The sequence below is a fragment of the Kutzneria buriramensis genome (genome assembly GCF_003387475.1).
Classification (GTDB): Bacteria; Actinomycetota; Actinomycetes; order Mycobacteriales; family Pseudonocardiaceae; genus Kutzneria; species Kutzneria buriramensis.
This window is the reverse complement of record NZ_QUNO01000020.1, coordinates 176,047-188,391: the sequence shown is the minus strand read 5'-3', so window position 1 is coordinate 188,391 and position 12,345 is coordinate 176,047. Positions and strand designations below refer to the sequence as shown.

At 70.4% G+C, this 12,345-nt stretch carries 16 protein-coding genes; 10 read left to right on the top strand and 6 right to left on the bottom strand.

Translation table 11 applies throughout. The features are described from left to right. Positions 1-19 precede the first annotated feature (19 nt). From BCF44_RS44275 to BCF44_RS44260, 4 genes are read left to right on the top strand one after another with little or no spacing between them, the layout of a single operon-like run. A complete protein-coding gene (locus BCF44_RS44275) occupies positions 20-1,522 on the top strand; it encodes a sugar ABC transporter ATP-binding protein (RefSeq protein WP_116180517.1) in 1,503 nt (500 codons plus the stop codon). Then, the gene (locus BCF44_RS44270) at positions 1,519-2,475 is read left to right on the top strand and encodes an ABC transporter permease (RefSeq protein ID WP_116180516.1); all 957 of its coding nucleotides are present in this window, start codon (positions 1,519-1,521) and stop codon (positions 2,473-2,475) included. The genes BCF44_RS44275 and BCF44_RS44270 overlap by 4 nt, the downstream gene beginning before the upstream one ends. Next, on the top strand, positions 2,472-3,419 hold the full coding sequence (locus tag BCF44_RS44265) for an ABC transporter permease (protein WP_116180515.1): 948 nt from the start codon (positions 2,472-2,474) through the stop codon (positions 3,417-3,419). The genes BCF44_RS44270 and BCF44_RS44265 overlap by 4 nt, the downstream gene beginning before the upstream one ends. Before the next feature lie 15 nt (positions 3,420-3,434). Then, positions 3,435-4,622 carry a substrate-binding domain-containing protein gene (locus tag BCF44_RS44260; protein WP_116180514.1) on the top strand — a complete coding sequence of 396 codons (1,188 nt, stop codon included), beginning with the start codon at positions 3,435-3,437 and terminating at the stop codon, positions 4,620-4,622. 3 nt (positions 4,623-4,625) lie between these two features. On the opposite strand, the gene BCF44_RS44255 is transcribed toward BCF44_RS44260, so the two are convergent. Next, positions 4,626-4,973: a hypothetical protein gene (locus tag BCF44_RS44255; RefSeq protein ID WP_116180513.1), complete on the bottom strand. Its 348-nt coding sequence runs from the start codon at positions 4,971-4,973 to the stop codon at positions 4,626-4,628. Positions 4,974-5,049: 76 nt separating this feature from the next. Here BCF44_RS44255 and BCF44_RS44250 point away from each other — a divergent pair, with 76 nt between their 5' ends. Beyond that, positions 5,050-5,736, top strand: a complete 687-nt coding sequence (locus BCF44_RS44250) for a TetR/AcrR family transcriptional regulator (RefSeq protein ID WP_116180512.1) — start codon at positions 5,050-5,052, stop codon at positions 5,734-5,736. Here the strand turns inward: BCF44_RS44250 and BCF44_RS44245 are convergent. Continuing rightward, positions 5,675-6,001, bottom strand: a complete 327-nt coding sequence (locus tag BCF44_RS44245; RefSeq protein ID WP_116180511.1) for a GNAT family N-acetyltransferase — start codon at positions 5,999-6,001, stop codon at positions 5,675-5,677. The genes BCF44_RS44250 and BCF44_RS44245 overlap by 62 nt on opposite strands. A gap of 9 nt (positions 6,002-6,010) precedes the next feature. Beyond that, positions 6,011-6,541, bottom strand: coding sequence for a hypothetical protein (locus BCF44_RS44240; protein WP_147328869.1), 531 nt, complete (start codon positions 6,539-6,541; stop codon positions 6,011-6,013). Between the two features lie 49 nt (positions 6,542-6,590). On the opposite strand from BCF44_RS44240, the gene BCF44_RS44235 reads away from it, so the two are divergent. Beyond that, entirely contained in the window at positions 6,591-7,010 is a 420-nt protein-coding gene (locus BCF44_RS44235) for a GNAT family N-acetyltransferase (protein WP_116180509.1), read from the top strand. Here the strand turns inward: BCF44_RS44235 and BCF44_RS44230 are convergent. Next, positions 7,004-7,411, bottom strand: a complete 408-nt coding sequence (locus BCF44_RS44230) for a hypothetical protein (RefSeq protein ID WP_116180508.1) — start codon at positions 7,409-7,411, stop codon at positions 7,004-7,006. The two genes, BCF44_RS44235 and BCF44_RS44230, sit on opposite strands and share 7 nt — an antisense overlap. A gap of 66 nt (positions 7,412-7,477) precedes the next feature. Here BCF44_RS44230 and BCF44_RS44225 point away from each other — a divergent pair, with 66 nt between their 5' ends. Further along, the gene (locus BCF44_RS44225; RefSeq protein WP_116180507.1) at positions 7,478-8,344 is read left to right on the top strand and encodes an undecaprenyl-diphosphate phosphatase; all 867 of its coding nucleotides are present in this window, start codon (positions 7,478-7,480) and stop codon (positions 8,342-8,344) included. Here BCF44_RS44225 and BCF44_RS44220 read toward each other — a convergent pair. Further along, a complete protein-coding gene (locus BCF44_RS44220; RefSeq protein ID WP_116180506.1) occupies positions 8,325-9,260 on the bottom strand; it encodes an ATP-binding protein in 936 nt (311 codons plus the stop codon). The two genes, BCF44_RS44225 and BCF44_RS44220, sit on opposite strands and share 20 nt — an antisense overlap. Before the next feature lie 74 nt (positions 9,261-9,334). On the opposite strand from BCF44_RS44220, the gene BCF44_RS44215 reads away from it, so the two are divergent. Beyond that, entirely contained in the window at positions 9,335-9,721 is a 387-nt protein-coding gene (locus BCF44_RS44215; RefSeq protein WP_116180505.1) for an SCO5389 family protein, read from the top strand. Here the strand turns inward: BCF44_RS44215 and BCF44_RS44210 are convergent. Then, the gene (locus tag BCF44_RS44210) at positions 9,718-10,899 is read right to left on the bottom strand and encodes an alpha/beta hydrolase family protein (RefSeq protein WP_116180504.1); all 1,182 of its coding nucleotides are present in this window, start codon (positions 10,897-10,899) and stop codon (positions 9,718-9,720) included. The genes BCF44_RS44215 and BCF44_RS44210 overlap by 4 nt on opposite strands. 105 nt (positions 10,900-11,004) lie before the next feature. On the opposite strand from BCF44_RS44210, the gene BCF44_RS44205 reads away from it, so the two are divergent. Together BCF44_RS44205 and BCF44_RS44200 are read left to right on the top strand one after the other, a co-directional pair. Next, complete coding sequence (locus tag BCF44_RS44205; RefSeq protein WP_116180503.1) at positions 11,005-11,577, top strand: TetR/AcrR family transcriptional regulator; 573 nt, start codon at positions 11,005-11,007, stop codon at positions 11,575-11,577. A 78-nt stretch (positions 11,578-11,655) separates the two neighbouring features. Beyond that, positions 11,656-12,282, top strand: coding sequence for an SCO4402 family protein (locus tag BCF44_RS44200; protein WP_147328868.1), 627 nt, complete (start codon positions 11,656-11,658; stop codon positions 12,280-12,282). The last annotated feature ends 63 nt before the right edge of the window (positions 12,283-12,345 follow it).

Sequence of the window (12,345 nt, the reverse complement as noted above, 5' to 3'; positions counted from 1 at the left end):
ATCTCCGCCGGGAGGCTCGATGACGAGTGCGGCCGGGCTGCCGTCGATTCGTGGGCTGCTGTCCGTGCGAGGCGTGAGCAAGGCCTTCGCCGGCACCACGGTGCTCGACGACGTCTCGATGGACGTCCGGGCGGGCGAGGTGCACGCCGTCGTCGGCGAGAACGGCGCCGGCAAGTCGACCCTGATGAAGGTCGTCGCCGGCCTGCACCAGCCCGACGGCGGCGAGCTGGCGCTGGACGGCCGGGTCGTGCGGTTCCAGCATCCACGGCAGGCGATGGCCGCCGGAATCAGCCTGGTGCACCAGGAGTTCAGCCTGCTGCCGGACCGAACGGTGGCGGAGAACGTGTTCCTCGGCCGGGAGCCGACGCGGCGGCTGCGCGTGGACCGCCGGGCGATGATCTCCCGCACCGCAACACTGTTGGCCGAGTCCGGTGTGGACAATGTGTCGCCGCATTCGCTCGTGCGGCGGCTTTCCGTGGCCCAGCAGCAGAACGTCGAGATCACCAAGGCCCTGGTGCACCGACCGCGGATCCTCGTGCTCGACGAGCCGACCGCCGCCCTCGCCCCGCACGAGGTGGACGCCCTGTTCGCCCGGCTGCGCGCGATGGTCCACCGCGGACTGACCGTAGTCTACATCTCGCACCGGCTGTCGGAAGTCTTCCAGCTGGCCGACCGGGTCACTGTGCTCAAGGACGGCCGGGTGGTGGACACCGTCGACATCAAGTCGATCACGCCCGCCGACCTCGTCCGGATGATGGTCGGCCGGGAGCTGTCCAACCACTACTTCCCCGACCGCGCAACCGATCCCGGCAAGGGCCCCGTGCGGCTCCAGGTCAGCGGCGGCGGCAACGACGCCGTGCACGACATCGACCTCGCGCTTCGCGCCGGCGACATCGTCGGGCTGGCCGGCCTCGACGGCTCCGGCCGCTCCGAGCTCGCCAGGGCCCTGTTCGGGGTGCAGCCGTTCACCCGGGGCACCGTCCAGATCGACGGCTCCACCAGGCGATTGACCTCGCCGCGAGCCGCCATCCGGGCCGGCATCGGCCTGCTCACCGCCGATCGCAAGGCCGAGGGCCTCGCGCTGCCGCTGCCCGCCCGTGACAACGGACTGCTGGCCGCCCGCGCCCTCGGCGGCCGCGTCGCCTCCGCCGCCGTCGCCGCGCTCGTCGAACTGGCGGTCAAGGTCGGGCTCCGTCCCGAGGCCCTGCATCGGGAGAGCCGGCTGCTGTCCGGCGGCAACCAGCAGAAGGTCGTGCTGGTCAAGTGGCTCGCCACCGACGCCAGGGTGTACCTGTTCGACGAGCCCACCCGCGGCGTCGACATCGGCGCCAAGGCCGGCATCCACGACCTCATGCGGCAACTCGCCGCCGACGGCGCCGCCATCCTGATGATCTCGTCCGAGCTGCCGGAGATCATCGGCATGAGCGACCGGATCCTGGTCATGCGCGACGGCCGGATCGCCGGCCACCTGCCGGCCGGCGCCGGCGAGCCGGAGATCATGGCCCTGGCGGTGCCCGCATGACCGCCGCCGCGCACCGCCACGTCGGTTCCAGCCGGCCGGTCTGGCTGGTGCTGGTGCTCCTGTTCGGCGTCGCCTGGCTGGTCGTCGCGCTCGACGGCGGCAACTTCGTCGCGCTGCCCAACCTCCAGAACATCGCGCAGTCCTCGGTGGCGCTGGGGCTGGTCGCCGTCGGCCAGAGCCTGGTCGTCCTCGCCGGCTCCCTCGACCTGTCCGTCGCCTACGTCGTCAGCGTCTCCGCCGTCACGGCGTCGGTCGTGATGAACGGCAGCGCCGCCGACATCCCGCTCGGCCTCGCCGCCGCGCTGGGCGTCGGCGCGGTGATCGGCCTGGGCAACGGGGCCGTCATCGTCGGGCTGCGGGTGAACCCGTTCATCGCCACGCTAGGAATGTCCCTGGTGGTACGGGGTATCCTCAACGCACTGTTCGACAATTTCGCCGGGGCGGTGCCCGACGAGTTCCAGGCCCTCGGCTACGACGCCGTCGCCGGCGTGCCCGTGAGCTTGTTCCTGCTCGCCGCGGTCGTGGCCGGGGCGTGGCTCCTGTTGCACCGCACCAGGTTCGGATATCACGTGTACGCCGTCGGCGGCAACATCGAGGCCGCTCGGGCATCCGGCATCCGTACCGGACGGGTCGTGCTGGTGGCCCACGTGCTGGCCGGGGTGTGCGCGGCGGCGAGCGGCGTGTTCCTGGCCAGTCGCCTTGGTGCCGGGGCGCCGTGGGTTGGCCCCGACGGCGGCTACGACCTGGAGTCCATCGCCGCGGTAGTCCTCGGCGGCACCGCCCTGGCCGGCGGCCGCGGGCGGCTGCTCGGGACCATCGCGGCGGTGCTGATGCTGGCCGTCCTGGACAGCGTGTTCAACCAGTTCCAGGCCAACGCCTTCGTGCAGACCCTGGTCCGCGGCGTGATCATCATCGGCGCGGTGGCGCTCTACGCGTTCCGGGAGCAGTCATGACCGCCGCGACCACCGCCGCCCGGCTGCGCCGGATCGCCCCGATCTGGGTCGTCCTGGTCCTCGTGCTGGTCGGCATCGTCTGGCGCGACCCCACCTTCGCCGACCCGCCGACGCTGCTGGCCTTCGTCAAGCGCTCCGCCCCGCTCGCGGTGCTCGCCCTCGGCCAGCTCTTCGTCGTCATCTCCGGCGAACTGGATCTCTCCGTCGGCGCGCTGATCACGGCCTGCGTGGTGGCGGCGGCCCGCCTCGGCGAGGGCGATCCGTCCCGAACGTGGTGGATCATCCTGCTGGTACTGGGTTTCGGCGTCGTGGTGGGCGTGGTGAACGGCCTGATCACCACCATGCTCCGGGTGCCGTCATTCATCACCACGCTCGGCATGATGCTGGTGCTGGGCGGCGCGGTTTTCCTCTGGACCGGCGGCTCGCCGACCGGGGCGCTCGCGGAGAACTTCCGTCAGTACGGCCGGGAGGACATCGGCCCGGTCCCGTACGCGGTCGTCATCCTGCTGGCGATCGCCGTCGCCGCGTACTTCCTGTTGCACCGCAGCAGGTTCGGCCACCAGGTGTTCGCCACCGGCGGCGGCACCCGCGCCGCCGAGCTGTCCGGCGTGGCGGTGCGGCGGATCCGCGTCACCAGTTTCGTGCTGTCCGGCCTGCTCGCCGCCGTGTCCGCGATCCTGCTGGCCGGCTTCGCCGGGCTGTCCGCCAACGCCGGCCAGGGCTACGACTTCCAGTCCATCTCGGCGGTCGTGCTCGGCGGTGCGGTCCTCGGCGGCGGCCGCGGCGGCATCGGCGCGGCGCTGGGCGGCGCGTTCGCGCTGCAGGCCATGTTCACCCTGCTCAACCTGCTCGGCATGGCGGCGCCGCTGCGCGACACCGTGCAGGGCCTGCTCATCGTCGCGGCGGTGGCCTTCGCCGCCTACCGACTCCGAAGCAATCGGTGACCGGAAGGAGATGCCATGTCCCGCAAGGTGTTGCCCGGCATCGCGATCGCGGCAGCGGTGCTCGCGATCGCCGCGTGCACCTCGACCAAGCCGACCGGCGCGGCCGGCCCCAGCTCGTCCGCCACCCCGACGGACGCGAGCCAGTCCAAGTTCTACAACCAGGCCGACTTCGACCGCGAGCTGAAGCAGCGGACCGAGACGGCCCAGGGCGATCCCTCGACGCCGTGGTTGCAGACCATCGATGCGTCCTATGTGGACACCACGAAGTACAAGAAGAACCCCAAGTGGCACCTGTGCTTCTCCAACGCCAGCGTCAGCAACCCGTGGCGGGTGACCGGACTGACCACCATGAAGGCCGAGGTGGCGCTGCACCCGGAGATCGGCGACTTCACCGTCGACGACGCGCAGGGCAAGGACGACAAGCAGATCTCCGACATCGCCGACCTCCAGACCCGCAACTGCGACGCGCTGATCATCTCGCCGAACACCACCGACGCGCTCACCCCCGCCGTCACCAAGGCGTGCCAGAGCGGCATTCCGGTCGTCGTCTTCGACCGCGGCGTCAACACCACCTGCCCGGTCTCGGTGGTGCACCCCATCGGCGGCTACGCGTTCGGTGCCGCCGCGGCCGAGTTCGAGTCGCAGCGCATCCCCAAGGGCGGCAAGGTGCTCGCGCTGCGCATCCTGCCCGGCGTCGACACCCTCGAGAACCGGTGGGCCGCCGCGAAGTCCGTGTTCCAGAAGGCCGGCGACAACGTCGTCGGCGTCGAGTTCACCGACGGCGACCCCGCCAAGACCAAGACCATCGTGTCCGACTACATCGACCGGTTCGGCGGCCTGGACGCCGTGTGGATGGACGCCGGCGCGACCACCGTCGCCGCCGTGGAGGCGTTCCAGGACGCGGGCAGGAAGGTGCCGCCGATCGACGGCGAGGACGAGCAGGACTTCCTGGAGCTGTGGCAGAAGGACGGCCTGAACGCCATCGCCCCCACGTATCCGGTCTACGAGTGGCGGACCGCGGTGATCGCCGCCGTCGACATCCTGTCCGGCAAGCAGGTGCCCAAGGAATGGGTGCTGCCGCAGCCGGTGATCACCAAGGACAACCTGTCGCAGTTCATCACGCCCGGGATGCCGCCGCTGTTCTATTCCACCTGCGGCTGCCAGAAGATGCCGGGATTCCCTCAGACCTGGGGCGGAAAGTGACGCTCACAGCGCGACGGTGATCGTCACCCGATTCTTCGCCGTGCGCCGCGCGACGGCGTGCCCGGTCCGCTGCCCGCCGGGAAGGTCCAGCGTGAGCGGGCCGCCGTCGCCAGTGAAGTTGCGCCACCAGTTCTTGATGTCGGGCATCATCACCGCGATGGTGACGGCGTCGCCCTTGCGCCGATAGCCGACCGGCGTGCTGAACGTGCGACCCGATCGGCGGCCGGTGTAGCTGACAACCGTGAGATGGCGGCTCAGCCACGGGCCCAGCAGGCGTGACGTGCGCAGATTGTCCAACCGGCGGTTGAAACCGTCGACATAACGCGCGACCGAGCTTTCCTGCACCCTCATCTTTCCTCCTCCGCTGCTGAGAAAAACGTAGCACCGGAAGTGGAGCACCCCGTCCACTTGACCTAAAGTGAGAGACATGCGCGCCGACCCGTCTCACCTGCGCTCGGACGCCGCGGCGAACCGCGACCGGATCCTCGCCGTCGCCCGGGACCTGTTCGCGGAGCGCGGCCTCGACGTGCAGATGGCCACCGTCGCCCGCCGCGCCGGGGTCGGCGTGGCCACCCTGTACCGCCGCTTCCCCACCAAGGAATCCCTGGTCACAGCGGTGTTCGAGGACCAGTTCGAGGCCTGCTTCGTGACCCTGGACGCGGCGATCGCCGATCCCGACCCGTGGCGCGGCCTGTGCACCGCGGTCGAGCAGGTGTGTGCGATGCAGGCCGTCGACCGCGGCTTCAGCGCGGCGATCCTGTCGGCCTTCCCGGACATCGTCGACGTCCACCGGCAGCACGCCCGCGCCGTTCGCGGCATCGCCGAACTCGTCGACCGCGCCAAGTCCGCCGGCCATCTTCGTGCCGATTTCGTGCCCGAGGACCTGACCCTGGTGCTGATGGCCAACAACGGCATCGTCGCCGACTCGCCGGAGACCGCGCTGGCCGCGTCGCGGCGGCTGGTCGCCTACCTGCTCAGCTCGTTCCGCGCCGAGCACACGGAGCCGCTGCCGCCGCCCGTGTCGGTCGACCTCCGGGACGTGCTGCCGGGATTCAGCGCTTCTCGAACTTCGTCTCCAGCCAGTCCAGCGTCTCGTCCGTCACCGGGTCCGTGACGTCGGCGAACCCGTCGTGCTTGCCCAGGTACGCCAGCACCGCCGGGCACACCGGCACGATCCGCTTGCCCGCCGCCACGGCGTCGGCCAGCGCCCGCTCGATGAGCACAGTGGACAGTCCCTCGCCGCGGTGCGAGCGGCTGATCTCCGTGTGCGTGAAGATCCGCTGCCCGTCGCGGTCCACGTAGGCGGCGAGGCCCGCGATCTTGCCGTCGACCCAGATCTCGTACCGGTCGTCCTTGCGCTGCACGTCGATGTCGGTCACGGGGTGATCCTATGTCCCGAGGCCGCCGAGCCTCCGAACCTGCGCCGGGGAGTACACCACGCCCGGCAGCCAGTCCTCGTGCACCTGCGCGATCTGGGAGGGCAGCGGCTCGAGCGGGTTGGACGCGACGCCCCGTGACCAGTTCCGGAGCAGACCCTCGGTGGTGTCGACCGCGGTGACCACCAGCGTGACCGGCACCTTGCCGCCGAGACCCCACGTACGCCACAGCGCCCAGCCCTCAGGCCGCGGCTCGACCCCGAGTCGGTCGCACTCCTGCTCGTAGTCGTCCTGCTCCGGGCGCACGATCCGCGCGCCCGCCAACCTGATCAGCGGCCGCCCCTCTTCCCAGCATCCGTCGCCGGTGAAGTGGTCGTGCCGCACCGCGCGGGCCAGCAGATTCACGGCTCGCTGCAACTTCGATGCGTCCGATTCCGCTTCGTAGGAAAGCCAGCCCTCGTCGTACGCCGCGTCGACCACCCGCCGGACCCGTCGCTCGATCTCCCGCAGATAGTCCAGCTCGGAGGGCTCTTCACTCGACACGGCCGGCAGTCTGACAGCCCGCACTCGCTGCGAGCACGACAATTTCCGCATGCGGATCCAGCAGCTGACCGCCCGCGACCATGCCCTGCTCGACACCGCCGTCCGCACCTTCCGAGGCGTCGCCGTCGACAACCACGAGCCGTTCCTCACCGACCCGGCGTCCATCGCCTTCGTCGCGGTGGACCGCGACGAGGTGATCGGCTGGGTGTGGGGACTCCGCCAGCGCCACGCTGCCGGCTACTCGCAGGTGCAGCTCTACGAGATCGGAGTCGTCGCCACCGCCCGACGCAAGGGCGTCGGTCGCGCGCTGCTCACCGCGTTCCGCGAGCTGGCCATCCGCGAGCGCCACCGTCGGATGTGGCTGTTCACCGACGAGGACAACCACCCGGCGAAGGCCCTGTACGAGGCGATGGGCGGCGAGCCGTCCCCGCACGACGACGCCGGCTACTGGTGGCAGCTCGGTCAGTAGTCGTCGTCCCCGGTGAACTGCTCCTCCAGCAGTTCGGCGGAGCCGGCGATCAGTTCCAGCGGCTCGGTGAACTCGTTGATGTCCAGGTTCACCAGCGGCAGGGAGTGCCGCAGCACCAGGTAGTCGCCCATGATCACGGCTCCGCCGACCACGGTGGTGGCGCCGATCTCGGCGAGCACCCCGGTCACGTCGACGGCGTCGGCCCGGGCGAACGGGGTGGCGATCTGCACCCAGTCCTGGCCCTCGACGTCCTCACGGGCGACCACCACGATCTGCGTCCGCTCGCCGTCGTCGACGTCCTCGCCGCCGTAGTGCAGCCGCACCCGGATCTCGTCCGGTTCCCTCCTGGTCACGTCGTACTCGAGCTCGATGAACCGGACGAGATCGCGCCAGGCCGCCATCGCCGACTCCTTCCCGTGTCCACGGTACGCGCCGGCGACCTACTACAGCGTTGTAGTATCTAGCCTGTGCTGACCTATCTCGAAGCGATCGTGGTCGGCGCCTTCCAGGGCGTCACCGAGCTGTTCCCCGTGTCCAGCCTCGGCCACTCGGTGCTCATCCCGGCCCTGGTCGGCGGCGAGTGGGCGCGGGACCTCGACGTCTCCGCGCCCGAGTCGCCGTACCTGGCGTTCATCGTCGGCCTGCACGTGGCGACCGCGGCCGCGCTGCTGCTGTTCTTCTGGCGGGACTGGGTCCGCATCATCGGCGGCTTCGTCACGTCGATCCGCCACCGCCGCATGCAGACCCCCGACGAGCGGCTGGCCTGGCTGATCATCATCGCCACGATCCCGGTCGGCGTCGCCGGCCTGCTGCTGGAACACCTGTTCCGCACCACGCTCGGCCGCCCGATCCCGGCGGCGGCCTTCCTGATCGCCAACGGCGTCGTGCTGTTCGTCGGCGAACGGCTGCGCCGCAAGGCCGAGGCCACCGACGAGGCCGACGCCGACGCCCGGCTGGCCAAGATGTCCATCGGGCGCGGCACGCTGATCGGCGCGGCGCAGATTCTGGCGCTGCTGCCCGGAATCAGCCGCTCCGGTGTCGCCATGGTCGCCGGCCTGCTGCGCGGACTGTCCCATGAGGACGCCGCCCGGTTCTCCTTCCTGTTGGCCACGCCGGTGATCCTCGCCGCCGGCGTGCTGAAGATTCCGGACCTGTTCGGCCCGCTCGGCGCCGGCATCCACGGCCAGGTGCTGGCCGGCAGCATCGCCTCCTTCGTCAGCGCCTACCTCGCGGTCCGATTCCTCACCCGCTACTTCCACACCCGCACGCTGACGCCGTTCGCGATCTACTGCGCGATCGCCGGCACGGCCAGCCTCATCTGGCTGACGGTATGAAGTCCGGATCCACCTGCGCCGCAAGGTCCTCGCCGGCCCAGGCGCGGGCGTTGCGCAGGTGGAACTCGACGGCCTGACGCTGGTAGGCGGCCCAGTCCCGGGTCGTGCCGTCGAGTTCGGCGCGGATCGTGTCGAGCGCGGCGAGATTGTCCGGCTCCAGCTCGGAAACCGGCAGCACCCGGCCGCGCTCAGCCGCCCGGACGTGCGAGGAGCGACCGAGCCAGCACAGCAGGTTGTCGCCGACCTCGTCCCGCAGGAAGTCCAGGTCGTCCTGGTCGCAGACCTTGTTGCCGATCACCGCGATCCGGATGCCGAAGTCCTTGGCGTAGCCCAGATACTGCCGGTAGACGCCGACGCTGCGCAGCGTCGGCTCGCAGACCAGCGCGGTCAGGTCGAAGCGGGTGAACAGCCCGGAGGCGAAGGAGTCGGCGCCGGCGGTCATGTCCACCACCACGTACTCCCCCGGCCCGTCGACGAGGTGGTTGAGCAGCAGCTCGGCCGCCCCGACCTTGGAGTGGTAGCAGGCGACACCGAGGTCGTCGTCGGTGAACGGCCCGGTCAGCGCCAGCCGCGCGCCGTCGATCTCCCGCACGCAGGCGGCGTAGATCGGGTTGTCCTGCGCCACTTCCAGCAGCCGCGAGCCGGCGCCGGGCGGCGTCGTCTTGATCATCTCGGCCGCCGAGGAGATGCGCGGGTTGCTGCCGCGCAGCCAGTCCTTGATCAGCGGCAGGTGGGCGCTGAGCGTGGGCAGCGTGAGCACCTCCTCCTCGGTGGCGCCCAGCGCCGCCGCGAGGTGCTGGTTGATGTCCGCGTCGATGGCGAGCACCGGCGCCCGCTCGGCGACGAGCCGCCGGGTGAACACGGCCGACAGCGTGGTCTTGCCGCTGCCGCCCTTGCCGACGAAGGCGATCTTCATTCGGGTGACCCCTGTTGATAATGAATTCGATGTTCAGTAGAACGGTAGCACCCGACGATCACCCGGAGGTTCTGGTGTCCCTGGACGTGTCCCCCGCCCTGCTCGCCCGCGCCGTCGACGGCGACGTCAGCGACGAGGAGTTCGTCGCCTGCGTCCGCGAGTCGCTGCCCTACGCCTGGCAGGTGATCAGCGGCGTCGTCGCGGACCTCGGCTCCGGCGACTTCGCCGACGACGCCACGCCCCCGCCCACCGAGGCCGAGCGGGGGCAGCTGCTGCGGGCGCTGGCCTCCGACGCCATCCGCGGCGGCCTCGAACGGCACTTCGGCGTGACCCTGGCGTTCCAGAACTGCCACCGGGTGGCGGCGTTCCGACCGTCCGCAGTGGACGGCCAGCGCTACCGGCGGTTCGTGTCGCCGCGCGGGCAGTTGCTCAACCAGAGCCCCGAACTGCGGGACTGCTAGGCCAGCGTCTCGTCCAGCCAGTCGAAGATCACCTGGTGGGAGCGGGACATCGCGCCCATGTGGCAGTGCTCGCCGGCGCCCTCGGCCTCGCGCAACGTGACGAGCGTGGCGTTGGCCAGGGCCTTGGCGACCTGCTCCGGCTGGCCCTTGAAGAACTGGTCGTTCTCCGCGTCGAGCACCAGGGTCGGCGCGATGATCCGGTCTGCGACGCCGTCGAGCGTGTAGCGGCGGAACTCCCGCGCCAGCGCGGCGTCCGAGTCGACGCCCATCGTCCACTGGCCGTTGCGCATCGCCCACCGGAGCTGGGTGTTGAACGCCCGCAGCATCGCCATCACCGGCGCCACCGCGTCGTCACGGCCCTCCTCGATCCACTGGGTGATGAACGGCGGCAGCGAGTGCTGGATGGCGGCGTAGAAGTCGAACAGGCCGTCGTCGAGGATCACGGCGGCGGGGCGCTGGTCGAACGCCGCGGCGCGGGCGACCAGGTAGCCGCCGAGGCTGTAGCCGAACAGCGCGACAACGCCGACCTCCGGCCGGGTCAGGGCGAAGTCGATCACCGGCGTGATGACGGCTTCCCAGTCCGGCCGGAACACCAGGCCCTGGTTGCGCAGCGCGGCGCCCTGCCCGGGGCCGTCGAAGGCGAGCACGTTGTAGCCACGGGCGAGTGCCGCGGCGGCGATGGCGAAGTACGACTCCTCCAGGGTGGAGTCGTAGCCGCTGTTGTAGATGACGGTCGGCCGCCGCGTACCGTCGACTGTGTACAGATAACCGGGCAAGGTCGTGTTCTCGTAAGGGATGTCGATCCGCTCGAAGCCGAAGTCGAACAGCTCGGCGGCGGTGACGAAGGCGTCCCGGGAGCGTGACGACAGCTCGATGACCTCCGGGTCGTGCTTGGGGTCGTCGCGGCGGTAGAACTCGGCCGTGCGGAAGTAGTTGGACGCCCGCAGCAGCGCCTCGCGGGCGCTGACCTTGTGCCCGGCGGCGAGCGAGGCGCGCCCCAGCGCCTCCACCCGCTCCGCGGTGGCCTTCCACTCGCGGTGCCACGCCGCCTCGTCGCCCTCGGGAATGGCCCGCGCGGTCGTCAGGACCTCGCCCAGATCGGCCCCGCCGTAGTTCGCGAAGCCGGCGGCGCGCAGCGCCTCGAAGGAGAAGGACTCGTCCTCGAACAGGAACTCCATGGCTCTGACCTCGTCAAACCAACGGAACGGAACGGTTACGTTCCGTACGATAGACCCGACGGGTCGCGAGACGCAACCGTTCCGTTCCGTGCTACCGTCGGTGCCATGACCGTGGGCAAGGCGCTGCGCGACGACGTCACCGACGCGATCGGCGAGGCGTTCTTCGTGGAGCTGGCCGAGACCGGGTACGGGCGGCTGTCCGTCGACGCCGTGGCCAAGCGCGCGGGCGTCGGCAAGGCCGCGATCTACCGGCGGTGGCCGTCCAAGCAGCGGATGGCCGTCGAGCTGATCGCGTCGGTGGCCGTGCCCGCGATCGACAGCCCCGACACCGGCAGCCTCCGCGGCGACGTCCGCGCCTACCTCGTGAACGCCCGGGCGGCACTGGAGCACCCGCTGGCCCGGACGATCGTCCCGGACCTGCTGGCCGAGGGGAGCCGCAACGGCGAGCTGGCCGAGGCGCTGCTCGCCAACATCCGGGATCCCCGCCGCGCCAAGGCATCCGACCTCCTCTCGCGGGCGATCGCCCGCGGCGAGCTGCCCGCCGACACCGATGTCGAACTGTGCCTCGACTTCCTCGCCGGCCCGCTGTACTGGCGGCTGACCGCCATCCACAGCCCGATGGCCGAGGACTATGTGGACCGGCTGGCCGACATGGTGGTCGCCGCCTTCCGCGCCTGAATTCCGGTTGCCGGCGTCGGTGAGACTGGCGCCATGGAGGAACCACCCGGGGCGCTGACATGGTGCGTGGTCGCGAACGTGGCCGCGGAGACGACTTACGGGCCGGACGCGGAAGTCCGTCGCGGGCTGCGGCACTTCGCCGGTGGAGCGAAGGTGTGGGTGTTACCGCCGCAGTGGGGCGACGGCGGCGACAGCGTGTTCGTCATCGGGCGGCACCGCGGTCGCGGGCAGAGCCGGTATGTGCGCATCGTGATCGAAAGGTTCCATCTGACCAATTTCCGGGTACGCGGTGTGTACAGCCCGGCGGTTCATCGGGAGCTGACGCGGCCGTGGAAGCACTGGGATCGCGAGCTGTGGCTGTGGGACACGCGGGAACTGGCCGAGCAGGTGGCGCAGCGGTGGAACCTGGTCAGCACCGGGCTGACGGAGGTGCGCCGACCTCGCAAACGCCTCGAACTGCTCGGCGCGGTCCAGAACCTCGCGGACGGCGGAATTTATCGATGGGACACACTGCTCCGGTTGACGCCCGGCGAGGTGCTGCGCAACGATCTCGAGGCCGCCGCATTCGAGGCCGTTTTGGCGCTATTGCAACGAATGGTCGGCGACCTTGGGCCCGATGCGCGTTATGAGCGGTATTCGGAGGATCCACGATGGACCGATGTCGTTGACGCCGCGGCAGCACTGTTCACCGTCATGACGAGTTGAACCCTCGCGGGCTCCCCCGCGTATCAGAGCGTGGAGATCTACGTCCCATCGTCCGGTCGGAGG

What these genes read in the sequence shown, in the direction of transcription:
- BCF44_RS44275 (WP_116180517.1), top strand. Translation starts at nt 20, where the DNA reads ATGACGAGTGCGGCCGGGCTGCCGTCGATTCGTGGGCTGCTGTCCGTG.
- BCF44_RS44270 (WP_116180516.1), top strand. Translation starts at nt 1,519, where the DNA reads ATGACCGCCGCCGCGCACCGCCACGTCGGTTCCAGCCGGCCGGTCTGG.
- BCF44_RS44265 (WP_116180515.1), top strand. Translation starts at nt 2,472, where the DNA reads ATGACCGCCGCGACCACCGCCGCCCGGCTGCGCCGGATCGCCCCGATC.
- BCF44_RS44260 (WP_116180514.1), top strand. Translation starts at nt 3,435, where the DNA reads ATGTCCCGCAAGGTGTTGCCCGGCATCGCGATCGCGGCAGCGGTGCTC.
- BCF44_RS44255 (WP_116180513.1), bottom strand. Translation starts at nt 4,973, where the DNA reads ATGAGGGTGCAGGAAAGCTCGGTCGCGCGTTATGTCGACGGTTTCAAC.
- BCF44_RS44250 (WP_116180512.1), top strand. Translation starts at nt 5,050, where the DNA reads ATGCGCGCCGACCCGTCTCACCTGCGCTCGGACGCCGCGGCGAACCGC.
- BCF44_RS44235 (WP_116180509.1), top strand. Translation starts at nt 6,591, where the DNA reads ATGCGGATCCAGCAGCTGACCGCCCGCGACCATGCCCTGCTCGACACC.
- BCF44_RS44230 (WP_116180508.1), bottom strand. Translation starts at nt 7,411, where the DNA reads ATGGCGGCCTGGCGCGATCTCGTCCGGTTCATCGAGCTCGAGTACGAC.
- BCF44_RS44220 (WP_116180506.1), bottom strand. Translation starts at nt 9,260, where the DNA reads ATGAAGATCGCCTTCGTCGGCAAGGGCGGCAGCGGCAAGACCACGCTG.
- BCF44_RS44210 (WP_116180504.1), bottom strand. Translation starts at nt 10,899, where the DNA reads ATGGAGTTCCTGTTCGAGGACGAGTCCTTCTCCTTCGAGGCGCTGCGC.
- BCF44_RS44205 (WP_116180503.1), top strand. Translation starts at nt 11,005, where the DNA reads ATGACCGTGGGCAAGGCGCTGCGCGACGACGTCACCGACGCGATCGGC.